Annotated in this window: 17 protein-coding genes; 5 read left to right on the top strand and 12 right to left on the bottom strand. The window is 54.9% G+C overall.

Annotated elements, in window-relative coordinates; translation table 11 throughout:
* Positions 1 to 78: 78 nt before the first annotated feature.
* Positions 79 to 834: a PP2C family protein-serine/threonine phosphatase gene (locus tag AC097O_RS19140; protein WP_479594459.1), complete on the top strand. Its 756-nt coding sequence runs from the start codon at positions 79 to 81 to the stop codon at positions 832 to 834.
* Positions 835 to 1561: 727 nt separating this feature from the next.
* Here the strand turns inward: AC097O_RS19140 and AC097O_RS19135 are convergent.
* The 12 genes from AC097O_RS19135 to AC097O_RS19080 form a co-directional block, all read right to left on the bottom strand.
* On the bottom strand, positions 1562 to 2341 hold the full coding sequence (locus AC097O_RS19135; protein ID WP_479594458.1) for a putative type VI secretion system effector: 780 nt from the start codon (positions 2339 to 2341) through the stop codon (positions 1562 to 1564).
* A complete protein-coding gene (locus AC097O_RS19130; RefSeq protein ID WP_479594457.1) occupies positions 2338 to 5199 on the bottom strand; it encodes a T6SS effector BTH_I2691 family protein in 2862 nt (953 codons plus the stop codon). The genes AC097O_RS19135 and AC097O_RS19130 overlap by 4 nt, the downstream gene beginning before the upstream one ends.
* A gap of 27 nt (positions 5200 to 5226) precedes the next feature.
* On the bottom strand, positions 5227 to 6132 hold the full coding sequence (locus AC097O_RS19125) for a DUF4123 domain-containing protein (protein WP_479594456.1): 906 nt from the start codon (positions 6130 to 6132) through the stop codon (positions 5227 to 5229).
* Between the two features lie 7 nt (positions 6133 to 6139).
* Complete coding sequence (locus AC097O_RS19120; RefSeq protein ID WP_479594455.1) at positions 6140 to 9217, bottom strand: type VI secretion system Vgr family protein; 3078 nt, start codon at positions 9215 to 9217, stop codon at positions 6140 to 6142.
* Between the two features lie 72 nt (positions 9218 to 9289).
* The gene (gene tssH / locus AC097O_RS19115; RefSeq protein ID WP_479594454.1) at positions 9290 to 12043 is read right to left on the bottom strand and encodes a type VI secretion system ATPase TssH; all 2754 of its coding nucleotides are present in this window, start codon (positions 12041 to 12043) and stop codon (positions 9290 to 9292) included.
* Between the two features lie 25 nt (positions 12044 to 12068).
* Entirely contained in the window at positions 12069 to 13196 is a 1128-nt protein-coding gene (tssG, locus tag AC097O_RS19110; protein ID WP_479594453.1) for a type VI secretion system baseplate subunit TssG, read from the bottom strand.
* Positions 13160 to 15007: a type VI secretion system baseplate subunit TssF gene (gene tssF, locus AC097O_RS19105; RefSeq protein WP_479594452.1), complete on the bottom strand. Its 1848-nt coding sequence runs from the start codon at positions 15005 to 15007 to the stop codon at positions 13160 to 13162. Before tssF ends, tssG begins: the two co-directional genes overlap by 37 nt.
* A 1-nt stretch (position 15008) precedes the next feature.
* Positions 15009 to 15500 carry a type VI secretion system baseplate subunit TssE gene (tssE, locus tag AC097O_RS19100; RefSeq protein ID WP_479594552.1) on the bottom strand — a complete coding sequence of 164 codons (492 nt, stop codon included), beginning with the start codon at positions 15498 to 15500 and terminating at the stop codon, positions 15009 to 15011.
* A 67-nt stretch (positions 15501 to 15567) separates the two neighbouring features.
* Positions 15568 to 16059: an Hcp family type VI secretion system effector gene (locus tag AC097O_RS19095; RefSeq protein WP_479594451.1), complete on the bottom strand. Its 492-nt coding sequence runs from the start codon at positions 16057 to 16059 to the stop codon at positions 15568 to 15570.
* Between the two features lie 35 nt (positions 16060 to 16094).
* The gene (gene tssC / locus AC097O_RS19090; RefSeq protein ID WP_479594450.1) at positions 16095 to 17582 is read right to left on the bottom strand and encodes a type VI secretion system contractile sheath large subunit; all 1488 of its coding nucleotides are present in this window, start codon (positions 17580 to 17582) and stop codon (positions 16095 to 16097) included.
* Positions 17583 to 17594: 12 nt separating this feature from the next.
* Complete coding sequence (gene tssB, locus AC097O_RS19085; RefSeq protein ID WP_315189149.1) at positions 17595 to 18095, bottom strand: type VI secretion system contractile sheath small subunit; 501 nt, start codon at positions 18093 to 18095, stop codon at positions 17595 to 17597.
* 76 nt (positions 18096 to 18171) lie between these two features.
* On the bottom strand, positions 18172 to 18789 hold the full coding sequence (locus tag AC097O_RS19080) for a tetratricopeptide repeat protein (protein WP_479594449.1): 618 nt from the start codon (positions 18787 to 18789) through the stop codon (positions 18172 to 18174).
* A gap of 329 nt (positions 18790 to 19118) precedes the next feature.
* Here AC097O_RS19080 and tssJ point away from each other — a divergent pair, with 329 nt between their 5' ends.
* From tssJ to AC097O_RS19060, 4 genes are read left to right on the top strand one after another with little or no spacing between them, the layout of a single operon-like run.
* A complete protein-coding gene (gene tssJ, locus AC097O_RS19075; RefSeq protein ID WP_479594448.1) occupies positions 19119 to 19739 on the top strand; it encodes a type VI secretion system lipoprotein TssJ in 621 nt (206 codons plus the stop codon).
* A 38-nt stretch (positions 19740 to 19777) separates the two neighbouring features.
* Positions 19778 to 21124: a type VI secretion system baseplate subunit TssK gene (gene tssK, locus AC097O_RS19070; protein ID WP_479594551.1), complete on the top strand. Its 1347-nt coding sequence runs from the start codon at positions 19778 to 19780 to the stop codon at positions 21122 to 21124.
* A complete protein-coding gene (gene icmH, locus AC097O_RS19065; RefSeq protein WP_479594447.1) occupies positions 21121 to 21906 on the top strand; it encodes a type IVB secretion system protein IcmH/DotU in 786 nt (261 codons plus the stop codon). The genes tssK and icmH overlap by 4 nt, the downstream gene beginning before the upstream one ends.
* Positions 21907 to 21923: 17 nt before the next feature.
* Positions 21924 to 24833: a type VI secretion system Vgr family protein gene (locus AC097O_RS19060; protein WP_479594446.1), complete on the top strand. Its 2910-nt coding sequence runs from the start codon at positions 21924 to 21926 to the stop codon at positions 24831 to 24833.
* The last annotated feature ends 1 nt before the right edge of the window (position 24834 follow it).

Raw genomic sequence — 24834 nt, 5'->3', positions numbered from 1 at the left:
ATGGGGCAATCCGCTGGGGATAAACTGGGCCATTATGAGCCGCGCGATCCACGCTAACCCCCCACCAAACATTGCACCATGACCCCAGGTTTCAAGATTACGGCTTCGACGTGCCTGCACAAGGGCGACCGTGACTACCAGCAAGACCAGCTTGCCTTGATCAGCCATCCGCGCGTGAGCGGCTGCATCCTGGGCGTGGTAGCCGACGGAATGGGCGGACGCAGCGGCGGGCGCAAGGCCTCCGACCAGGTAATGATGACGGCCAAGCAACTGTTTGAACGCTTCGACCCCTTCACCGACGATGCGCCCGGCATGCTCAAGCACATCATCGACGAAGCCCACCTGGTCATCAAACTCACCGCCATCTCGGCCGAAGAAGAGCCCCACAGCACGGCGGCACTGTTCATCCTCCAGCCCACCGGCCAATGCTTCTGGGCCCACACCGGGGACTCGCGCATCTACCACTACCACCACACCCAGCTGGTCAAACGTACTCTGGACCACTCCTATGTGCAGACCCTGGTGGAGCGCGGCGAAATCACCCCCGAAGAAGCCAACAGCCACCCCGACTCCAACATCCTGCTGGGCTGCCTGGGCACCGAAGCCGACCCGCCAGTCGACATCCACATCATCCCGCAGGTCCGCCCTGGCGACGTGCTCATGGCCTGCAGCGACGGCGTATGGCATTATTTTTCCGAGAGCGAGCTCGGCGAAGTCCTGTGCAGCATGCCCCCCAAGGAAGCCACCGTGATGCTCATGGAAACCGCCCGCACCCGGGCACGCGGCACCGGCGACAACCTGTCGATGATCGTGCTGCATATCGGGGCGCTGTAGGGCGGGAATGTGGATATCGCGTCGGCATGGCAGACCGTAGTCCAGCGGAATGCAGCCAGTGGTCACTACATTTTTGATAGCGACTTGCGCCTATGGAATGGGCGCTAAGGGCTACTTTGGTATGTAGCACCATGAGGTGGTGGTGGAATGCCTGGGGTCAACAAGAAATACCCAACGACGCTGTCGGGTTACTATCGTTTAAATAGCTGCTTGCGCTTATTGGATGGGCGCAGCGGGCCGAAAAGGCATCAAACATCTGTGCAGCATGTCTCGTTGAAATGGCGCAATCCAGCGCGCCGTAGTAAGGCAGCTTTTCAGCGTTGTGCACCATGCCAAAGTCGCCCATCTGGAATGAGTCCCCCTCCCACAAACACCAAATTCTTTTTGGTCTTGGTAACCAGGGCTTGTAGGGCCTTGCATTCAGGGTCGGACGCTTTAGAGGCATTGGCGGGCGGGGTGGTGGATGTGTCGCAAGAGACTAAGCACAGAGCAAAGGCAACCCAAGCAAAAGTCTGCTTTACGCTCATTTCTATTGGATTTTTTGTGCGGAAGTGGCTACGCAGCGCATGGCGAAATCAGCAAATTCGCTCGGCCCTGGATCAGCTTTGATGGGTTCACCGTTTTTGAATTGGTCTGCATGTTCAAAAGTGCCAACAAGATGTGTTCGCCCACCACGGCAGCAAAGTTGGAGGAGGCAATAGGAGCCAGGTTCTGCATAGACCCAGGGCTACTTGCTGCCAAGCTTTTGCAGCATGAGGTCTGCACGCCAAGCCTGCTTCCAGCCTGTGGGTTCAAAGTTCATACTGCCCACATTGCGCAGGTCAATGCGTTTGGGCTTGGGGAAGCCGAAGGCTTGAAAAATGGCCTCTGCATAGCCGCCCATGCCGCGGAAGGTGCGGTAGGTCCAGAATTCCATGGGGAAGGCGATCAAAGGCACGCCCAAGATCACAAACGCAGCAACGATTGCCGTCGCTTCACTAGTCGATGGATTGTTCAAGTTCATGAAGAAAAAAATGAGTCCAAAAACCACCCACAATAAAATTGTAAATCCCCAAGCGACATTCATGCAGTGCTTGAACAACGCCCTATCACCTGCGAACACCCCCAGTGGCATATAAAACTGCTGGGTCTTACTCTGCATGATGGAATGCACGAAGAGCACATCCTCGCGTTGAGACACCACCGCTTTGATGGGTTCACCATTCTTGAACTGATCAGCGTGCTCAAACGTGCCGCACAGGATGTGTTCGCCCACCACCGCAGCAAAGTTGTACATGTCTTCACCGTCGTACAGGGTCAGGGCGGCGGAATTGGCCACCATGCCGTGCATGCCGCCCACCACACCGGCCATGCCTGTAACCAAGCTTTTACTCTGGATGTTCTTTTCAATTTGCTCCAGTAGATTGACCGTAGTGCGGGCAACTTGTAGTTCTGACAGAGTGCCCTCCACGAGAAAAAGGTCTTCGCCGTTAAAACTAGCGATGGCTGCTGGGGATGTTTGTGTCATTCTGATATGGCCTTGTAGGCCTTCTCCAGTTCTTCCAACTCTTTCTTGGCATCGGGGTAGGGCTTTTCACTGAGCCAGCCTTTGCTTTTGTCTTTGCGAAAGCAGCAGGCTTGGCACCAGTTTTCCAAATCATCGTCAATGATCCAGCAACGGTAGCCCACCTCCACCACCGTGATGGTGAGGCCAATCATGTTGAAGCGGGCCACCCGAATCAGCCATAAGGTGCGGGCGACGGCCACTTTCTTAGTTGCAAACGTTCCGAAGTTCGCAAGTAACGGGGCCAAACGCGTGGCTACTGCCGCACCGCTGCCGGACATGCGCAGTAGCAGTGGGCCTGTGTAAGAGAAGGCGGCGATAAAACCTAGGCCGGCATTAAAGCCGCCAATAAAACTACGAGAAAAATACACGCTGAGAAGTACCCAATTTCGTCGGTCTTTCTGCGTCTCCTCCAATCCGGCGTGGAAATCCAAAATCATAGCAATCCCCCCCGCCACCGCACTCAAAGTGCCCGCAGTCATTTTTAGGCCCCCGCGTACCACGTCCAAAGCCGTGTCCACCCCAACCATTTTTTCAAATGGTTTGATTTCACGCAGCGACTTGGCTAAGGCATAAACCACGTCAAAACTGATACTGGTGAGCGAAAGCACCGAAGCGGCAACTTCCCACTTGCCGCGCTCCGACAATTCTTTATCACCATTCAGCTTTAGGGTCAGGGCTAAGCCTTCAATCGACATCAGCAGCACGCCCATGCGGGCCTGACGGAAGTTATTGGTTTCCGGGCGTTTGCCTTTGTCTAGCTCATCCAGTGTGAGTTTGACTTTGTCACGCACTTTGCGCTGCTCGTCCTGGATGAGCAGGTCTATCGGGTCTGGCATCACGAGATTTTTGGGCAGGCGCCCAGCCTTTTTTGCGGCATCGCGTTCGGCCAACTCCAAGTTACGCTGGGCACTGCGTTTTTTATGGCCGTCGGCCAGTTTTTCAGGCGGGACCTTGAGCATGAGCTCTTCCAGGCCAACTTTCTCCACCAGATCGCCCAGCTTGCCAAACAGCAGCATGCCCACGGTCGCCTGGATGAGTTTGTCCATCTTCCCGGCTTTGTTAGACAGGGCTTGCGACCATTCGGCAACGCAGGCGTACATGCGCCCTTCATTACTGCGGTGGAAGGTGGAGAGGTTATGGATTTTGTTGCCAGGTTGTATCTTGGTTTTGCCCTCGTGGATGCTCTTGACGACTTTGTCACGCAACCACTCGTCCCAAGCAGAGTCTGTCTTCTTCAGGGCATCTATGAAGCCCTTGCCTGCCTTGAGCCAGGGTGTACTGGCAGCCTGCCCCAAGCCACCGGCAGCGGCGACGAGTGTTTGTGCCTCGGTAAAGGCTTTACCAGCCTCTTCCTGCAAAGACTTTTGATTGTACAAATTGGCCCGCATATAGAGGTTTGTGCGCTCTACTTTGCTGACCTTCATCCATTCGGCCAATTTGGGTTTGTTCTTGTCTATACCGAACATGCCGAAGGTACAGAGCGAATGCTCTTGCGTAAAGCAAAAACCACTGCCCAAGTCTGCTGGGTCAAAGGTGTCGAAGGCATCTACCAATCTAGGGGCGGTGAGCCAATTCAGATGGCTGTCGGTACGGCTGTCGGCTTTTTTTGCGCAAGCTTCCGACAGGGCTGTCAGCTGGCTTTGGAAGGCTTCAATACCGTCCATATCCAATTGAGATGCGTATTTGCTATTCCATGCCCTTTCGGCGTCGGCACCCTGGAGCATTTTTTGGCGATTGGCATCGCGGGCTGCTTGGGATCTTTTCACCCGCGCCTCCAGCTCTTCGGCTTCCTTTATGCGCCCCTGACCTCGCAGAATTTTCGTATTGCTTTCATCCATATCTGGAGAGGGGCGCGATTCCAAGGCTTCAATGCGCTTCTGCGCTAGGCCAATCCCCGTTCTGATAAAGCCATTTTTGATGTCTTCAATAGCCTGCGACACCTCTAGCTTGCGCTGATTGTCTATACCTTCTTTGTCTGCCTTTTTTAAGAATTCTTCAATCGGCTCCAACGCCGCATTCCTGAAATTATTAAGTTCCTGGGCGATGCCTATGTGGTCATACAGCGCCAGAGCGGCATGCCCATCGTGCTTGATCTTGTTGTAAATGTTGCCCAAACGCCCTGCGTAACGGCCTTTACCATCCGGTGGCGAGCCTGCGTATGCATCCTGGGTACCCGTAAAAAGCTGACACTCCAGCGCCATGCCCAGTGGTGTTCCAAACGGACTACCCGGCTGCGTGAACAGCATGTATTCAGCTACTTGGGTCAACAACTGAGGCGCTAGCAAAGAGTGAGGTTGATTGGTCTTTTTAGCCAGCCAGTCCGCAGGGCTGAAGGTCTGCAGCTTACCTGCCGCAGCATAGGCGGCTGCGTTGGCTTTGTATTCGTCTAGTTTGGCCTGGGTCATGGCCGTAGGGGTAAATAAAGCCCATACAGTCGGCACATCGTTGGCCTCCGGGATACCCACCATACTGGCATTTACGCCGCAAGTGTGGCGTTCACAGCTAAACGTGGGTATCAACCGAGGAGGATCTTCAGGATTGAATTTGTACAGAAAAGCATCTTGCAGCACCATGTACGCGTCCCAGTATTTGATACCTTTGCGCTCTAACAGCACATACAAATAGCCGGGACGCAGCAAGCGTACAGCGTATTTGGCCTGGGTCAGGGCAACATCCGTCACGCCTTGACCCAGCGTGCCCGAAAGCGTTGGCAACACAGTCAAGGCTGCAGCGGCATCAGTTACCACTGCGCTATATCGCAGTGGTAACCATAGCAGGCCACGCTTGTCACAAAATTTACAGTCTTTGGTTCCACTCATGGTGCGCAGGTTTTGCTAAGTAATTGATTAAGTAGAGACAGCATGGATGTCCGATAAGGCAACGCCACATAGCTGCTTCAACGCATCGGCCAATGGCACCTCCGCTTGAACCAAAGTCAAGACTTCAGCCCATGCGGGATGTTGTGATGGCGGGCTCGCGCTCTGTTGGCAACACGCCAGATAGTAGGCAACGTCGGTCGGAGCATGCAGGCCACTGGCAGTAATTACGGCTTGCACCTGGGTGAACAGTGCGGCTGTTTGCGCAGGGATGAAAGGCAACCCACGTTGAAGAAACAACTTTTGGGTTGCATTGAAGTGTTCGATGGCCTCAAACACCTGCCACTGCTGACGTGTCAGTCGAACCCGCCATACTGCTACAGAGGACTCGGTGGGAATATCTTGCATGACCATGCTTCCATCCCACACGCAATAAGACCATCGCCCTACCCCTGCTAGTAGGCTGCCCAGGGAAAGCGCGGGTAACAAGCGCGGCAAGTGGTGAAAAATGCGGGGATCAAAATACCGAAAGTACATGCCTCGCGACTCCACACGGAGATCGAGCGCACGAGTCAGCCTTTTGGCCAACTTCGCGATGCCGAGTGGACTTTGCAAAAAGCCGCACACACTGCGCAATGAGTTGGCAGGGGAAATAGCCTCTTGCTGAGCAACGAAAACAAGGGCTTCCAGCAAATGCCACTCCCCTACCGGCACGCGTAATAGAAACGGTGCCTCTTGGGGGGCCTCTTTGAACAAAGGATCGGTCAAATAGATGCGAGGGGCCACTCGCACATCCAGTGCCTCAATTTGATCTTTCAGCGGGAAACCAGCCAAAGGATCCAGCAATACATCACAGTAGCCAGATTCACGGGACTGGACATAGAGCTGTTCCATGGCATCCGTCAATACATCAAAAGTTAGAGGAGGTATATCCATTCCCACCTCATCGCGCTACGCCGGGAGAGCCACTTTGCGTAGCAGCACCAAGCTTCAAAGCGCAGCCTTTCAATTCACCAGGTTTCGGCAGCTCCAACGAACTACCCACACTCCCCGGCCCCGCCAGCTCCTTGGCACTGGCCTCAAACTGCACACTGGACCCGGTGATGGTGATGTTGCCGCCCTCGATACGGATACCCGCACCACCCGCCGTCAGCAGCATATGCAGCTTGGCGCTGATGGAGACGGCTGCGGTGGTGCTGGCCACGGTCAGGTCTTTGTCGGCCGTCAATTTGGTGGGGCCGCTTTGGCTTTGGCTGCTCACTTTGCCGCTGGCGGCGTGCAGGGCGATGCCGATCTCTTGGTTGGGGCTGTTGGCGTTGCCCACCTTGCCATAGGTGAAGAAGCTGATCCCTGCCTTGACCAGGTGGTAGTGCCCACCCTGGGCTGCGAACTGGATAGCCTGGCCTGCGGTGATGCTGCTGGTGGCACCTGCGCTGAGGATGGCGTCGGCCGGGGTCAGGGCCTGGATGCCGCTGGGGGCGCTAAGCTGCAAGAGCGACTCGCCGTAGGCGGGGACTTGCTGGCCCTGTGGTCCGTCTTGGGTGGCGCGTATTTCAGCGTTGTGCGCTTGGGCTGCGATGGCGGGGAGCTTGTCGGGCGTGCCTTCGGCGGCGAACTTGGCGTTGTGCTTGTGCGCCGTGTCGGCCAGGCGGGTTTGCAGCTGCTGGCTGCTGTCGGCCTGGGCTTGAGCCTCCGTGCTGTCGAGCTGGCTTCTGCTGGCGTTGGGGCGGGCATCAGCACTGAGCAAGAGGCCCGCACCCGCGCGGGTGGCGGCGCTGTGGACGGTTTTGAGCTCGGCTCCCCAGCCCGCAGGGTGCAGGCGTTGGTTATCGCTTTGGTGTTGGAACTGGCCCAGGTTGAGCTCGGCGGTGCCCTGGTGGGCCTGGCTGTGGTGTTGCAGCACGGTGCGTGCCTGGGATGGGCTGTCGTCAAAGACGAGCTGGTTGTAGCCACCCGCGCCGTGCTGACTGCCCGACAGGGCCTGGGTTTTGATGCCGCTGAGGACGGCGGGGTGGGCGTGGCCCTTGCCCGTTTCTTTGTCTGGTTGGGTGCCCTGGCCTGGGAACCACGCGGGGGCGTTGCCGGTGGCCGCACCTGCGCCCTGCCCTTGGCGGTTGTACTGGGCATCGGGGGCACCGCTGCCGTTGTAGACGCAGCCGGTGACTACCGGGCGGTCGATGTCGCCGCCCAGGAAGTCCACCCAGACTTCCTGGCCGATACGTGGGATGGCCACGCTGCCCCAGTTGGCTCCCGCTGTGGGGGCCAGGGTGGCGGCTACACGCACCCAGGTGCCGGCCTTCTCGTTGGCGGGTGCACCGGTGTGGCCTTTGCCTTGGCGGCTACTGCTGGGGTGCGATACCCGGGCGTGGCTGCCGGTTTGGCCGGTGGTGTCGCGCTGCCAGTGGAACTGGAGTTTGATGCGGTGGTCGCGGTCGGTGTAGACGGGTTGGCCTGGTGGGCCGACGACGATGGCGGTTTGCTGGCTGTGCACGGCGGGCTTGGGGTGCAGGCGCTGGCCTTGCGGGCCGTGGCTGGCCCCCCGGTAGGGGATGTGGGCGGGCAGTGCGTCCAGGCGGTTGCGGTAGAAGGGTTGGCTGGCGTTGGCAAGGTGGAATCCTTGCGCGCTGTGGGCTTGCGCTTCGCCAGGGCCCACACCGGTCCACCAGGTGTCTTCTAATTCAGCTGGTGCATTACTACTGTTTTGATAGCTGCTTGCGCTTATGGAATGGGCACGGGGACCTGATTTTGCATATATCGCAACATTTGCGGTCAGCGGCGGTGCCAGGGGAACAGGACCCAGCCGTTGCTGGACGGCCTGGCCCAAGGCGGCATCCAGGTTGTTGCGCGCCAGGTGCTGCACGCGCAGCAGGGTGTAGGTGCGTTGTTCGGCGGGTGGCTGTTGGCCGTAACGGTCGGGTTGGGTCTGGCCATTGAGAACGATGGTGCTGCCGGGCGCTGCGCTGCGCAGGGTGCCGGCCGCGGTGCTGTGCTGTTGGCGCACGTTCAGGGCCTGGAGTTGGTTGCGGGCCAGGCGCTGGCCCTGGGCCACGCTCTCGAAGGCGTAGGTGCCGGGGTCGTCTCGGTGGGTGAGATCGATCGCGACGGAGGATCGGCTTGCGTCACCGTCGTTTTGGGCACGCTGGGCGCTAACGGGGCGGGTGTGGTTGCCGCGGTAATCCCAGCTGCTGAGGGCGACGCTGTCCACGCTCCACTGGCCGTGGCTGCGCCAGCGGTCGATGCTGTCGCGTGCCAGGGTGGTTCCTGCCTGGGTGAAGTCCACCTCAGGGTGCGGGTTGGGCTGGAAGGCAGCGTTGTGGTCGGCGATGACGAAGGTGTGGCTGCCTAAAGCGGGGCTGCGGGGGTCGCCGGTATGTTCGAACCAGCCAAACAGGCCTTCCTCGGCCATCAGCCGGGTGACGAAGGCCAGGTCGGTCTCGAAGTACTGGGTGGTCAGGCTGCGCGTGGGGTAGGCGGCAATGTCTGCGATGTCAAAGCGCCACTGGGGTTGGAGCCTGCCCTGGCCTTGGTAGTCTTTGAAGATGGTGTCCAGGATGTCGAAGACGTTAAGGCCTTGGTAGATGGCGCTGTCTTGTTGTTGGCCCAGCGCGGACAGCCAGGGTTCGATGGTGAGTTGGTAGCGGGCCAGGCCGCCGTTGGCTCCCAGTAGCTGGGCGCTGCGGATGTGGCCGTGGAAGGGACGCATGTCGGTGCGGCTGGCATCGGTCAGCAGCTCCAGCAGGATGGGCTGGCCCACCAGGGTGTCCAGGTCTAGATGAGCGTTCAGGCTGAGGCAGCTGAGCAGGAGCAGGGTGCCGCAGAAGCGGGGGTCGGCGGGGGCACCAAGGGCGTGGTCATCGCCGTAGTTGCCGGGGTAGATGCCTTCGACCGCGTGCAAGCGCTCGGCCAGCAGGCTGGGGGTGCCCAACAAGTTGCCGCCGGGTTCGTCCAGCGGGGTGTGCAGGCGCAGCAGGCGGTCGGTTTGGCTCCAGCCGGTGAACAGGCTGGCGAGGGAGGTGCTCATCGGGTGGTGTCGCTATCGGTGTGCGGAGGAACTGCGGGGTCGGGATGCGCGTGACTGCTTGAGCGGGGACGCTTACTGGATGGCGTACTTGAAGTCGCCTTTTTTGCTGGCGGTGACTTTGATTTTGCGGATCTCGCCACCCGCAGCCATTTGTGCAAGCACGCTTTCGGCAATCTCGGGCAGCAGGCTGCCGTTGAGGATGTTGTCAACGTTGCGCGCTCCGGAATCGACTTCGGTGCAGCGCTGCAGCACGGCTTCAACCAGGGCGTCGTCGTAGACAAATTCGCAGCGGTGGTTGGTGGCGATACGCCGTTGGATGCGGTCCAGCTTGAGCGCGATGATTTGCGCCAGTACGTCGTCGGCGATGGGGTAGTAGGGGATGACTTTGAGGCGACCCAGAAAGGCGGGTTTGAAGGCCTTCATCAGTTGGGGGCGGATCAGTGCTTCCAGGGCCTCGGGGGTGGGTAGCGTGTCGGCGCTCTGGTTCAGGCAGGCCTGCATCATCTGGCTGGAGGCGACGTTGCTGGTGAGGATGATGATGGTGTTCTTGAAGTCGATCTCGCGGCCTTCGGCATCGTCCATCACACCCTTGTCAAACACCTGGAAGAACAGCTCCAGCACGTCAGGGTGGGCTTTCTCGACTTCGTCGAGCAGTACCACGCTGTAGGGGTTGCGCCGCACGGCCTCGGTGAGCACGCCGCCCTCGCCGTATCCCACATACCCCGGCGGCGAGCCTTTGAGGCCCGACACGCTGTGCGCTTCCTGGTATTCGCTCATGTTGATGGTGATGAGCTTTTTTTCTCCGCCGTAGAGGGTTTCAGCCAAAGCCAAGGCGGTCTCTGTTTTACCGATGCCGCTGGGGCCGACAAAGAGAAATACACCCTTGGGCTTGCTGGGATCGTCCAGATTGGCGCGTGCCGTGCGCACGCGCTGGGCGACGGCGGCGATGGCATGGGGCTGACCGAGTACCCGTTCTTGCAGCAGCGGCTGCAAGTTGAGGACAGTCTTGATCTCGTCCTTTACCATCTTGCCCAGGGGGATGCCCGTCCAACTGGCCACAATTTCTGCCACGACATGACCGTCTACCTGCACTGGTACCAAGGGAGTTTCGCCCTGGTGGCTTTTGAGTTCGGCCATCAGTTGCTGCAGGGCCTGGAGTTCGTGGCTGGCAGGCATGTTGGGGACGCTGTTACCTTTGGCAGTTTTTTTGCTGGACTTGGTAGGGTCAGGTGTGACCGTCGCCACAGAGGTACTAGCCTGGGTGGTGTTGTGGGCAACAGCCACTTCCAACGCCTGGCGGGCAGCCTGGATCTTCTCTGTCAAAGCGCGCTCAACATCCCAACGCGCGGTTTGCAAAACCAGTTCGGCTGCAGCGGCATCGCGCTGGGCAGTCAGTTCTTGCAAGCGGCTCTGGTGCTGCCCACCACTGGCCTGTTCACGCTGCAGACTGCCAATTTCAGCGTGCATGCGGTCGAGATGCTTGCGGATATTCTCGATCAACGCCGGTTGGGCATTTTGGCCCAGGGCCACTTTGGCGCACGCAGTATCAAGCACACTGATGGCCTTGTCGGGCAGTTGGCGGCCACTGATGTAGCGGTGTGACAAGCGTACCGCCTCGGTAATGGCTTCGTCGTAGATGCGCACATTGAAATGCGCCTCCATAAGACGCACCATGCCACGCAGCATGGCACAGGCCAGTTCCTCACTGGGCTCTTCGACCTTGATGACCTGAAAACGCCGGGCCAGGGCGGCATCTTTTTCAAAATATTTTTTGTACTCGCTCCAAGTAGTGGCCGCGATGGTGCGCAACTCGCCCCTTGCCAGGGCCGGTTTCAAGAGGTTTGCCGCGTCGTTTTGTCCAGCCTGCCCGCCTGCACCGATCATGGTGTGGGCTTCGTCAATGAACAGGATAATGCCATGCGGGCTACGTTTGACCTCGTCAATGACGTTCTTCAGGCGATTCTCAAACTCGCCTTTCACACTGGCGCCCGCCTGCAACAGGCCCATATCCAGAGTGTGGATTTCGACACCCTGCAGTACTTCGGGTACATCGCCCTGGGAGATACGCAAAGCCAAACCTTCGACCACGGCGGTTTTCCCAACGCCAGCCTCGCCCGTGAGGATAGGGTTGTTTTGCCTGCGACGCAGCAGAATATCGACCGCCTGGCGGATTTCGGCATCACGGCCTAAGACGGGGTCTACCTTGCCGTCGCGAGCCCGCTGGGTGAGGCAGGTGGTGTACTGATCGAGCGCCGGGGTTTTGCCGCCAGTTGAAGTAGTAAGGTCGCCTATCGGATCACCGACATGTGCGGGGTCTTGCCTATCTGGCACTAGGTTGGAGGGCTGAATGCTCTCCACCGATCCATGGGTCAACTTGCCAAGCTGGTGCTTCAGGCCATCCAGCTTGAACTGTGCAAAGAGTCTGGAGCCGCGGTAAGCCAGTTGGGCCAGATCGGTCTGGGTAAGCAGGGCCAAAAGCAAATGGCCACTGCGTATCTGGCTGGTTTGTTTATCCAGCGAAGCAATAAGCCAAGCATGTTCAAACAAGGTTTGCAGGTGAGGCGACAGTACGGGTGTGCGGGTATTGCCACTTTTGAACCGGTTGATCTCGGCCTCCAAGTCGGCCTGCAGACGGTCTGGATCGATGCCACTGTTACGGCTGATTACCGCAAAGTCGCCACGTGGCTCCTCCAGCAGAGCCAAGAACAGATGTTCCAGATCGACCTCATAGTGCCCACGGCTAATGCAGAGGTTGGCCGCACGTTCGGTGGCGACGCGGGAAGTGGTATTGAGCTTGCCAATCAGCGCTTTTAAGTTGATGTCCATAGCCGACGAAGGTGGGTGTGAAAAATTAAGAGGGAAGAGTGTGAATGTGGTAACTCACATCGGAGCGGTCGTGCATTTCTGGCCGGGTCGTTAAAAACAAATCCGCACCCAGGCGACCACCGACGCGTTGCGACTGCAAGCTGACACCAACAACTTCGCTGGCAAGCAAAATCAGTCGCACTTCGTATTCGAGGCATACACCCGTAAACATGGTGAGCACCTTCTTCAGCGCGCAGGCAGCCCCGGCACCCGGCAGAAAGAGCAAAAAATCCTTCCGTACCAGAGGGCCAATGCGCAGTCGCACGCGCAGATCCCGCTGCCAGACCCGTTTACCCACCATGGCGGCCTTACCCAGCACCGCGTTGGTAGAGCCTAGTCTGGTTTGGTGTACCGGTGGAACGTCATACCAGCAGCCCACAAATTGCTCAATAGTTAAAGGAACCGCGAAGTGATCGGCCAAGACGCGTTGCATCAATGCAGCGGATACCGGACGCTGGCGCAATGCCACTGCAAAATGGCCGAGCGATGCGTCAAGCACCCCATCACTCGCAGGTCCGCCAGCATCGCCCGCACCCTGTGCATGGAGGCGGTTGTGCAACGACTTATGCCCCAAACCGGCCAACGAAAGCAACAATGGCAAGAAGCGGTCTTTGTCTGTACCCGTGGCGCTATGGTCATACTGCAGCTCCAACCGGTACTTGCGCCAGGCTCCGTAGAACAAAGCCAGCGCCCGCTGGGAGAACGTGTCCAGAAATGCTCTTGGACCTTCGTCCTTTTCAAGAAACTGGTGCGCCGCAATGCGCTCGGTGTAATGGCTTGGCAATGTGCCATTGCTGCCAAGGAACCCCATGAACGACGGTGTCAACCGCAAATGAAGCAACTCGCCATTGCGGAAGGCATCGGCAAGAGCAACCTCGGTGCGCTCGATACCGGGGGGATCTATACGCAAAGCCTCGATTTCTGATGCTGGAAACCCAAGGGAGATGCGATTGGTGAAACGCAGGTGGTCGGCCAAGGCCAAGTCCTCACCCACGCCCTGGCGCTTCAGCCACAACTCGATGAGCCGCACCGCTTGAAAGAACTGGAAGCGGAAAGGCGTATCGAGCAGACGTTGAATTACGCTAGGTTCAAATCTCCGCTTCGTGCTCGGCATCGCAGCAATTCCTCCCCCGTTCTTTTGGAGAAAATCACGAGTTGTGTAAAGCTGTTGATATGAACGTAAAGCCCTAAAAAACGATCTATCACGCTGGCAAACACATGCAGTCCACTCCCCACAAACCCCTCCTCATCAAGCACCATGCGCACTTCAATACCGCGCACCAGACTCGCAAAAGGGTTACCCGGCAGCCAAGCTGTGGAAGCCCTGTGCTCTATGGATACGATCGCGCCAATCTGACGCTGCGACGTAGGCGAACGCGACAAATCGTACAGAGTCAATATCTCGCGAAATGCATCCAACCCGCCTTGTGTCAACGACAAATGATTGAGAGCTAGATGAGAAATCAGTCTCCAATGTGCTCCACGCCCACGCTCGAAATACTGGGGGTGACTTGGCTTGCGTATAAAACTGACTGCGCCCAACAGATTACCCCCATCCAAGGGAAATAGATCCCCGCCATGGCTTCCATAACCAAGCAACGTCGGCAACTCTCTATTTGTGCAACGTAATTCCACACTAAGGGTGTCAGTCTCAACCGCAGCCGGATCAAAATCAATATCTACAATCGAAATCTCCGTCTCATAGCCAGGACTTTTCAGCGCAACCATTTCGTTGCGACGCATAGCCCAATAATGCCCTGCCTTGTCAGGCGTTTGGCCATGGTGTAACGAATAAAAGGGACGAAACTCAGTAACAGACTCTCCTTGCGGAGTTTGTCGAACCATATTGACGGAATCAATCGAGTAGACCTCGTATGCAAATGCATTTGCGGAATCAGCTACCACTGGATACTGCGCAGTTCTATGTGTCAATCGGATCGGAGAACCATGTAGTTTAAATAAATTGACAACTGGGGTGCAGCCCAACAATAGATTTTTAGCAGAAATAGTTCCGAGCATCCGTGCGATATTGGAGTCAGAACGACAACTAGTCAACACCAAATGCAAAGAAAATACTTTGCAGCTTGAAGGAAGCAATGCTGATATTTCATCCATATCAACATCAAAAAAATTAAATTTCTCAGGAAAAGAAAAGTATTCGGTTAAAATACGGTAAGCGGGATGCGAGCGTGCAGGAAAATCTATCAACGCATCTTGATCGTCAAAGCCAACTTCTGCTATCGGCAAAAATTTCAACGCGATCCATCGCCCGGTATACGGAATTTCGACATACGCACATACGGCCCGGGTAAACAATGTATCTCGCAGAGCGGCGCAAAAAGATGCTTCCCCATCTACAAATACACGCAATTTGGAAAATCCAAGCGATGCAAGACTCGCCTGTTCAGAAGTTATCTCAATCCTTATACTTATCTTTGAAGCCGCATTTTTCGGCAATATGACGGATTCGGGTGAACTAATGATTGATTCAAATTGCGCGTGCACCAAGCGCAGTGGTGCAATCATCACCTCATATGCTGTTTGAAATTTGCATTTCACGCCTTTGACAGATCTTGTTTCCCATACTGTGCCACGTGGCACTTTGGTGGCGACCGTTAGTTGCGTTGCACTGGCGCCTTGATCCACACGCACAATTGAGCATGATGGGAAAGGACGTAAGTAATGCGGATACAACACTTCAAACAGCGCTTCGGTAAATTCAGGGAAATCATCGTCAATACGCTTGGAAACGCGAGCACTCAAGAGCGCGAATGACTGAACCATACGCTCAATATGGGGATCCTCACAGATCTCCCCAGCCATTAGCAAACCGCCCGCAATTTTTGGATAACGCTCCGAAAACTCACGAGAATAACGTCGCAAAAATCCTAATTCGCGTTCGTAGTAAGGAAGAAGTTCTTGCAAATTAAACCCCTACCCGCACCGTAGGGCGAGATTTTCTAATGGCGTATTGCAACGAAGATGGCTGCAACATTGCATCAAAATTAACGGGTTCATGAGCTTGATTTACAATCAATAATGCTTTAATAGAAAAATTCAATCTATTAATAGAATCCCTGTGAATTTCAAGCGATGCACTGACCTGACGTAAGCGAGGCTCGTGCAAATTTATGGCATTTACAAGACTTGCGCAAATTGCGGCTCGATCATCAGTACTGGCTAAGCTCATTCCAGCAAAATCTTTTAAACCATACGAAATAATTGATCGACTACATGCAGGATGCTTTGATAACAAGTCATCGCTGAATACTGAGCGCGTATTCAGTAATGCCTCGAGGTCTCGCGCGACCTCGTCCTTCAACTCATCAATCGAAAGATGCCGAACTGCACCCTGGAATAATCCACGAGAATTATCACCTATTAGCTTGTCAAACAAAGTTGGGGCGGACCCTTTCATTACCATTCTTTCAAAATAAAAAATATCTGCGGGAACACAACCCGCAGACATTCAATTCAACAAAAAATTAAATAACTTTATTTTTTGCCAAATCCCAACCTCCAGAGGTATTTCCACCAGCACCACCGCCAATTTTCTGCTGGGTATATTTCCATTTAACCTGGGAATACTTCAACGAAACGAGCTCTGTCAAAATATTGCCTTCAGCCACTGATGGCATATCGCTGCTAATAATGAGATTTTCAATCTCTATTTCAAAATACTTAACACGTTCACCCTTACCGTCAGCGCGCAAAAATTCAAATTTTGCTTTCGCTATGGTTTTACCAGAAGAGCTATTTTGTAACAACAGAGGTGTCGCCAAGTCCGCCAGTTTGGTAAAGACAATATCTTTGTGCTCACACCTCTCTGCAGTATGACCACCGCCGGTAGAGGCTGTCGCTGATTTTGGCTGCAATACACCGAAATCTACCGATAAACATTCGATCCAATCTTTGTGCTTATCATCAGTAGATTCACCCTTGATACCATCAATTTGCAAATAAACATCAATTGCCATAATTCACCTTTTTGATATGTTGCTTAAAACAACGGTTATGATTTGGAAGACTGAGGTAACTCAGCAACCAAGCGGAGAGATACTGATAACTCGTCCAATTGAAAATGTGGACGTAAAAAAGAAACTGCTCGATAGACTCCTGGGCGCCCTGGAACCTCGGATACCTGAACAGAAGCTTCACGCAATGGAAACTGCGCTTTGGCCTCTTGACTCGCGTTATCATCCAAAAGCACATATTGTGCAATCCATCGATTTAAAAAGTCTTCTACGCTTGACGCTGCTGCAAAACTACCAATCTTGTCGCGCATCATGGATTTCATATAATGCGCTATCCGTGATACAGCAAAAATGTATTGAAGTTGAGACGATAAAACCGCATTCGCATTTGCTGCCTCAGAGTTGTAACTCTTGGCCTTTTGCGTAGATTGAGCACCGAAAAATGCCGCGTAATCGGTATTTTTGCAATGCACGAGGGAGATAAAACCTAAGTCGCTCAACTCCTTCTCACGCCGATCCGTTATCGCAATTTCAGTTGGACATTTGAGCGCAACCTCACCTTCATCGGTCTTAAAAGTATGGGTTGGCAACCCCTCAACAAGACCACCACCTTCAACTCCTCTAATCGCAGCACACCAGCCAAAGTCCTCGAATGCTTTGGTCAACTTTGTGGCGAATGCATAAGCAGCATTGCACCAAAGGTATTTACTATGGTCAGTTCCATCCACATCTTCAACAAAATTAAAACCATCGACAGTAAGGCCGTCTTGTGGATGGAAAGGCAGACGTCCCAAAAATCGAGGCAACGTCAAACCTACATATCGGGAATCCTCGGAATCACGGAATGATTTCCATTTTGCATACTCAACCGTGTCAAATATTTTTGTTAGATCACGAGGTTTACCCAAATCACTGTATGTCTCTAAACCAAACAACTCAGGAGATGCCGCCGTAATGAATGGAGCATGGGCAGCAGCGGCAATCCGTGACATTTGCTCAATAAAGTACATGTCTTCTGGTTGCCTGGTAATTTCAAAATCACCGATCAATGTACCGAATGGAGCTCCACCGAAAGTACCAAACTCTTCTTCATACACTTTTTTAAACATTGCACTTTGGTCAAACTCCAGTGCTGAATTGAAATCTTTAACCAATTCTTTCTTGGTCGCATTCATCAGTTTTATTTTAAGATTTTGCCCCGTTGAAGTATTTTTAACCAAATAATGAAGCCCAGTCCAACTCCCTTCCAATTTTTGAAATTCTGGCGCATGCATAATCGCGCTAACTTGGTTCGAAATCAGCTTATCAATTTCCGCCACACGGGCATCCAAGGTGGCTGCCAAGTTATTAGAGACAACTACAGTTCCATCCATTACTTGGTTAACTAGCTCAGAAATAATATCTCTAGCTCGCGCATGCTCTTCATTTGATTTGGCAACTTTGCTTTTCTCGACAATTTGATCCAGCAACCCCACTTCGATTGCTTGGAGTCCGTTACCTTCGGTTGATTTTTGTTGTAAAGACATGGATTGCCTCATTTACTTGATGGCTTGCTGGGTCAGCTTAGTAAGCTGTTCGGTACTATTTAGTACTTCATTGAGCAGATCTTCCAGCTTTTCACTTCCTGCCAACTTATTGCGTAAATCTGCCAGCTTGGTTCGTGCTTCCAATAATTTTTTAAGCGGCTCAACCTGCTGGACGATTGATTCAGGACGAAAATCATCCATTGATTTAAATTTCAACTCAACCCCAAATTCTCCGCCTTTATCGCTCAGTTCATTCACAACGCGATAAACCGCACGAGGTTCCAAGCCTTTCATGACTTCATCAAAGTTGTCCGGATCAATATTCACAAATGAGCGATCCTTCAACTTAGCCTGCGGAACTTCAGACTTTCCACTGAAATCTCCCACGACTCCAGTGACGAAGGCAAGTTCTTTTTTCTCAATTGCATCGCCTATTTCAACGTCGTAAGTCATCTGGACCCGTGGCGGACGTACTTTTTGAATTTTCTTTTGAATGCTTTCACTTTTAGTCATATTCAACCTCAGATATTTTTAAATATTAATAATTATTTATTGACATGCGCATCCACGCCATACTGGGGAGGACCTTCTACTTCAATCCCCCGAACGGATTAGACTTCCCATCATCATCGAGCTTGCTTGCAGGGGGGGCCGACTTCGTCGCGGATTTTGTAGGTTTGCCTGCTGTAACGTTCGCTCCCCGTACACGCGAAGAGTAGGTTGGAGTAGCAACTGGCACCAAAATATTTTCACCAAGATTTTCACGCAAAATCTTAGCCAAATCCTGGGCTTCACTTTTAACCGTTCCAGATAATAAGTTCTGTGACCGCAAATCCGACAGAGATTTAGTAGCAAGGCGCAAACCACTTACCGTAACAATACTATTAGCGACTTTTTCAGTCGGATCACGCTGCAGCGCCTCTTGGGCGTTAATGATGGCTTCGCCATAATTTCCCGAATCAAACTTAATTTGCGCCATTCGTAGCCAAGGCGCCTTATCTGTGGGGAATAGAGAAGTAGCCGTGCGAAGCAAACCAATTGCTTGGTCGGTATTCCCCGAGGCTTGAGCAGCGTTGGCCTCTGCAATGCTGCCTTCTATAGTGACCTTTGGGGCCTCGGCGACAACGTTCTTAGGAGGTGCCGTACAAGCGCCCAGCAAAGACAGCAACACCAAAGGAAATACAAAACTAATCTTACGAAAAACCACGCCAAATACTCCTAAAACAATAGCTTCGTTCCCGAATGAGAAGCAACATTGGTACGTCGGATGTTAGCTGATCAATTTTCGAAAAATTGTGACATATGCACATATTTTATTAATTTCAGAAGTTTTCAGATTTATTCAGCAACACAAGAAACATTAAGTCACAATAAATAACTTTCATAGAAATCCATACTGTGAGATTTTTCACAAGCTAAAGCTCGGTGATAATTTAGGTTACTTCACTAGCACGAACATACCGCCGTTGGTCATCGGTTTTTGTGTGCCTCCGCTGCATCTTTGAATCCCTTCTGCCATTCGTATTGATACCAAAAATGATGATCAAGCCACTAGTCCGAAACGCCTTGTTGAGCCTACTTGGACTGTCTTTGGCTGGTTGTGCAGCAACCTCTGCAATCACCGTGGTTAGCGCCATGGCTAACTCGGCTTTGGAGGCATATGGATTGAAAAAGCCTACCGCTCCAGAAGTTCCCGATGCACAAAAAGTACCGCGTACCGTGGCAATCAAATTGCACGCGAGCAACACCTTGAATGTCGATACCAACGGACGTCCTCTTGCACTGGTTGCGAAGATCTATAAGCTCAGACAAAAGACCACTTTCGTCCAAGCGACTTACGATACTTTTCTGAATTCTCAAAAAGAGAAGGAGGCGCTAGGTATCGACCTGCTCGAGGTAAAAGAAATCACTCTCGTCCCAGGACAACGTTATGAAGTCCTCGAAAAAGTCAGCTATGAAGCTCAATATATCGGCGTAGTGGCACTGTTCCGAAACCCGGTACCAGCGAGATGGCGCGTAGAGTTTCCAGCTGCTCTAGCCGAGGGTTCCGGCATCGTTGTCGGAATGCATTCGTGCGCATTAACTGTTGGAGCAGGAACCAGTGCCACAGACCCATCAAGCAGTAGCCAAATGCTCGCTCCCCTGCGCTGCCCTTGAAAACTTCGCTTCCAAAAAACTATTACGAGGCCTATTCTGTGAACCAAACAAGTAAAGTTCTGTGGGGCGAAGGCCTGTTCTTACGCCCTCAACATTTTCAACGGCAAGACTGCTACCACGAGGGCCGTCTACATCAAACAGCCAGCGCCTTGCACCCTTATGCCTGGGGTGTGGGCCGACTGCAAGTCGACCAGGATGCACTCGCCAACAACTCGCTACGTTTACTTGAACTCATGGTTATTTTTCAAGATGGCGAAATATTGAAAGCCCCCGACGATGACGATTTACCGGACGCAGTCACCCTGGCCGACCTTCCACCCGCCCAACAAAGCATTACTTACTTTGCTGCCCTACCAGCACTGAAGCCATTTGGAGGCAATTTCTCGGTCGGAGCCAACAGTAGCCAGTCCACGCGCTACACACAAACAAGTCGCGAGACTCCCGATCTGTTCACTGATGCGGCCAAAGCCGAGTTGACCTATCTCAAAAAGACCGTGCGGTTGGTGTCCGAACTGGAGCCGCGCGATGCATACGTCTGCCTTCCTGTTGTGCGTCTGCGTCGGGCTGTAGCAGGAGGATTTGAGCTTGATCCGAACTTTGTCCCTCCAAGCCTTTCCATAGGCAGTGCACCGCTTATTGCACTCAAGCTACGTCGACTGTTGGACGCACTGCAAGCCAAAGTCAATGCGCTGTACGGGCACCATCGCGAACCTAGCAAGAATGTCGTCGAGTTCCGGTCCGGCGACATTTCTTCTTTTTGGCTGCTGCATACCGCAAGTACCGCATACGCCAGTTTGACGCACTACCAGAACCATCCAATGTTGCACCCTGAGAGGTTGTTTGAGCAACTGCTAGGGCTTACTGGCTCATTGATGACGTTTTCAAAAAATTACGCTTTAGGTGATTTGCCTGCGTACCAGCACCAGGACCCTGGCCCCAGCTTCGCCAAGCTCGACACCATCATCCGTGAGTTACTCGACACCGTGATTTCGTCCCGCTACTTCGCCATCGCTTTGTCCGAGGCCAAGCCGTCCTACCACCATGGGATGCTCGACTCCGGCAAGATAGACGAAAGGACAGCGTTTTACTTGGCCGTCAGCGCAGGCATCCCGGCGGTTGAACTGATCGACATCGTGCCGTTGCGTTTCAAAACCGGTGCACCAGAAGACGTAGAAAAATTCGTACTTGCCGCCATGCCAGGTGTAAAGCTCGTGTACTCCCCTCAAGTACCGGCTGCTGTTCCTGTACGGCCCGACACTTACTATTTCGCAATCGAATCAAAAGGCACCATGTTTGATCGAATGCTGCAAGCGCAGTCGATCTGCATCTACGTGCCTTCCGGCATTCGCGACCTCAAACTTGAGCTATTGGCCGTAACCGCATGACCTCATTCAGCTCCTCGGCTCCTTCGCTACTCAGTGCATCGCCGAACACTGCTTCATTCAGTACAGACGCACCTAACCATGCCAACGCATTAGTCGATTTGATGTACGACGGCTTTTACGCGCTGTTTCTGCTGAAGAACAACTCATCTCCCCTGGATGAAGCAATCTTCGCGACCCGGATGCAAAAGTTCTTGGGCACCGTAGAACAAAATGCAAAAAAACTGGAAGTCTCTGCTAAGGATGTGCACGCAGCCAAGTACGCGTTCTGCGCGTGCGTGGATGAAATCGTTCTACGTTCTAAATTCTCGATCCGCGATGCCTGGGAGCGCAGACCGTTGCAGTTGGTATTGTTTGGCGACCAGCTTGCAGGGGAAAACTTCTTCTCCATGCTGGAGAGTTTACGTGCCAAAGGCGCTGCGCATGTGCAAGTACTGGAGGTATTTCACATGTGTCTGTTGCTGGGATTCCAGGGCAAGTACGTCATTGAAGGCCTGGAAAAACTGAACTATTTGACGGCTCGACTGGGCGACGAGATCGCCCAAATGAAAGGCAAAAGCGCTGGATTTGCGCCACATTGGGCGCGGCCAGACGCTATCGCCAATCGGCTGCGTAGCGACGTGCCACTGTGGGTCGTCGGGGCACTGTTCGGACTGATGGCGCTATCTGGGTATGGTGCTCTGAACTGGATGTTGCAACGCTCCACCGAGTCCAGCATCAACAGCTACCGCGATATCGTTCGGCTCGCGCCCCGCCCCGCCAACCTCACAATCACCCTCCCCTAGACGATGGGCACAGTGCCATGCAATCCACACCATCTGGCTTGGCTAGCGAGAACATCGCAAACGCCTTCACTCCCGGCATCAGCCAACATGCGCGCCTGCTAACCCTGCGTACAGCCCAAAGCTCTGATCTGCTTGAATCACTGGTCGTCGAGCGTTTCACCGGGCAAGAAGCCATCAACGCGCTCTTTTGTTTTGACATTGATGCGCTAAGCCTGTCCACCAATCTAGATCTGGAGCCCCTGCTGGGCGAAGAGGTCACCCTGAGGCTGCTACAAGCCGATGGCACCCATCGTGCATGGCACGGCTACTGCACCGACATCACCTGGCTTGGTGCCGATGGCGGCATGGCCCGCTACCGCCTCCGGCTCGAGCCATTTCTGACCTTCCTGCGCCTGCGGCGAGATAGCTACATCTTCCAGGACAAGACCGTCCAGCAGATCGTCGGCGACCTGGTAGCCGAACACCCCCAAGCCAATATCCTGTGGGAGCTCATCCAAACCCTGCCCCAACGCCCGCTGTGCACCCAATACCGCGAAAGTGATCTGGACTTCTTCACCCGCCTGCTGGCCAGCGAAGGCCTGAATTGGCGGTTCACCCATGTCCAGGAAGGGCAAGAAAATAGCGACGGCAATGGTCGCCCGAACGGTAACAGCACCGGCAGCCTGCATGCACGCCACCAGTTGGTCATTTACGACTCCACCGCCGTCACCCCGGCCATGCCCGGCGGTTACAACCGCATCCGTTTTCACCAGGTCGCCGCCACGGAGCAGTTGGATGCGATCACCGAGTTCCGTGCCTGCGTCCAGCAAACCCCGAATGCCGTCTCGCTGGCCGGTTGGGACCCCGTGCAATTGCATTCCCCCGCTGCGCAGGCCACTGATATCCCTGACCATCAACCACGGCTCGAAGTCTTCGATGGCAGCGCCGAACGCCGCTTCGTCAGTGCAACCCACGCCAGCCAGCACACCCAACGGGTGCTGCACGCGTTGACGTTGGAACGCACAACCTACCCCGGTGCCGGTGCGGTGCGCCAGCTCAGTGCAGGCCATGGCTTCCAACTCACCCAGCACGAAAGCTACGCAGAAAGCAATGGCCTCGGCAACACCTTCAAGGTACTGCAAGTGCAGCATGCCGCTGTCAACAACCTGGAGCCCGGTCTGGTCGCGACCATAACCACGGCCCTGCAAAACTCTCGTGTGCTCCAAAACGTCGTCGCCGCTCCCGGCTCCACTCCCCAGACCGACCTGACCCAACTGGAGCCAGGCACCTACCGCAACCACTTCGTCTGCGTGCACGAAGCCGTGCCTTTGGTGCCGCTGGCCACGGGTCTCCAGGCCCAAAGCCAGAATCCCACGGTTCCTGGCCCGCAAACCGCCCGCATCGTCGGCCTGTCCAACACCCATATCACCACCGACCGCGACCACCGCGTCAAGGTCCAGTTCCCCTGGCAACGCGGCCTCGCCCCCAGTGACGGCGGTCTGTTTGACACCGGCAACCGTATTGATAGCCAAGGCAACGCCCCCGGCAACGAAACCAGCGGCACCTGGGTGCGCGTGGCCGAGGCCGCATCCGGCCCCAACTGGGGCACCCAATTCACCCCACGCATCGCCACCGAAGTACTGGTCAACTTCACCCATGGCGACATCGACCGCCCTGTGGTGCTGGGCCAGCTCTTCAACGGCGCAGACCTCCCCCCGTTCTCCGCAGGCGTGGACTCCGGCGTGAACCACATCGGCACCGTCTCAGGCTGGCACAGCCAGGGCCTGGATGGACACAACTACAACCAATGGGTGGTCGACGACACCACCCGCCAACTGCGCATGCGTCTGGCCTCCAGCACTGCGGCCAGCCAGCTCAACCTGGGCTATCTCATCCAACAGGCCCCCACCAGCGCCCAGCGCGGCAGCTACCGGGGCCAGGGGTTTGAGCTGCGCACCGACGGCTGGGGGGCGCTGCGCGGCGCAGAAGGCGTGCTGCTCAGCACCCATGGCCGAGCCCAGCAAGGCACAAGCGTCTCCTCTACCCAGATGGATGCCGCCGAGAGCGTCGCACAACTCAAGGGAGCGCAGGCCCTGGACCAAGCCCTGCTGGATGCCGCCACGCACCAAACCGCCTTGCACAGCAGCGATGCGCACACCGCCCACACCCGCTTCATCGGCCAAATGGATCCCCAAGACCAAGGCAAGCACCCCAATGCAGTGCAAGGCCAGCAGGCCTTGAAGACCACAGCCAACAGCCGCGATGCCGATGCCGCCCAACCGGTAGAGAAGTTCGCCTCCCCGCTGGTGCTCATGGAGTCGCCCAGCAGCGTGCATTGGGCCAGCCCGGCCAGTTCCGCCCTGTTTGCCGGGCAACACCTGCAGTGGACCACCCAGGGTGATACCCACTGGGCCGCCGGCGCCACACTGTCGCAAGTCTCCGGCGCCGCCACCGGCCTGTTCAGCCACAGCGGGGGCATCCAGGCCTATGCAGGCAACGGCCCCGTATCGCTGCAGGCGCATACCGATGCGCTGGAGGTCCTGGCGGATCAGGCAGTGACGGTTATCAGCGTCAACGGGCACATCCGCATCCTGGCGCAGACCAAGGTCTCGCTGCAGGCTGGACAAAGTTCTTTGGTGCTGGATGGCGGTGATATCCGCTACACCTGCCCGGGCACTTGGAAGGTCGAGGGGGCCGAGCATGCGTTTGGGGGGCCGGGGAGTCAGGCGGGGATTACTGAGAAGTTGCCGGATACGCGGGTGAAACTGTTTGATGAGGCGTTTATTTTGAAAGATCAACTAACCAATCAGCCACTAGCATTTATGAATTACCGTGTGCAACGTGCAGATGGAAGTTATGAAAAAGGCAGTACCGATTCAGCTGGCCGGACTCATTTAATCAAGTCCGCAGATGCCGAAATGCTAACCATTGAAATTGACATTGAGTGAT

This window comes from Rhodoferax sp. LS1P39, from assembly GCF_056521425.1.
Note: the sequence above shows the minus strand (reverse complement) of the source record. Positions and strands in the feature narration are given on the sequence as shown.

Coding starts and splice junctions, on each gene's coding strand:
- tssC (WP_479594450.1), bottom strand. CDS start 17,582: ATGTCTTTACAACAAAAATCAACCGAAGGTAACGGACTCCAAGCAATC.
- AC097O_RS19060 (WP_479594446.1), top strand. CDS start 21,924: ATGCAATCCACACCATCTGGCTTGGCTAGCGAGAACATCGCAAACGCC.
- AC097O_RS19125 (WP_479594456.1), bottom strand. CDS start 6,132: ATGGATATACCTCCTCTAACTTTTGATGTATTGACGGATGCCATGGAA.
- AC097O_RS19140 (WP_479594459.1), top strand. CDS start 79: ATGACCCCAGGTTTCAAGATTACGGCTTCGACGTGCCTGCACAAGGGC.
- AC097O_RS19135 (WP_479594458.1), bottom strand. CDS start 2,341: ATGACACAAACATCCCCAGCAGCCATCGCTAGTTTTAACGGCGAAGAC.
- AC097O_RS19120 (WP_479594455.1), bottom strand. CDS start 9,217: ATGAGCACCTCCCTCGCCAGCCTGTTCACCGGCTGGAGCCAAACCGAC.
- tssH (WP_479594454.1), bottom strand. CDS start 12,043: ATGGACATCAACTTAAAAGCGCTGATTGGCAAGCTCAATACCACTTCC.
- AC097O_RS19095 (WP_479594451.1), bottom strand. CDS start 16,059: ATGGCAATTGATGTTTATTTGCAAATTGATGGTATCAAGGGTGAATCT.
- icmH (WP_479594447.1), top strand. CDS start 21,121: ATGACCTCATTCAGCTCCTCGGCTCCTTCGCTACTCAGTGCATCGCCG.
- tssE (WP_479594552.1), bottom strand. CDS start 15,500: ATGAAAGGGTCCGCCCCAACTTTGTTTGACAAGCTAATAGGTGATAAT.
- tssG (WP_479594453.1), bottom strand. CDS start 13,196: ATGCCGAGCACGAAGCGGAGATTTGAACCTAGCGTAATTCAACGTCTG.
- AC097O_RS19130 (WP_479594457.1), bottom strand. CDS start 5,199: ATGAGTGGAACCAAAGACTGTAAATTTTGTGACAAGCGTGGCCTGCTA.
- tssB (WP_315189149.1), bottom strand. CDS start 18,095: ATGACTAAAAGTGAAAGCATTCAAAAGAAAATTCAAAAAGTACGTCCG.
- tssJ (WP_479594448.1), top strand. CDS start 19,119: ATGATGATCAAGCCACTAGTCCGAAACGCCTTGTTGAGCCTACTTGGA.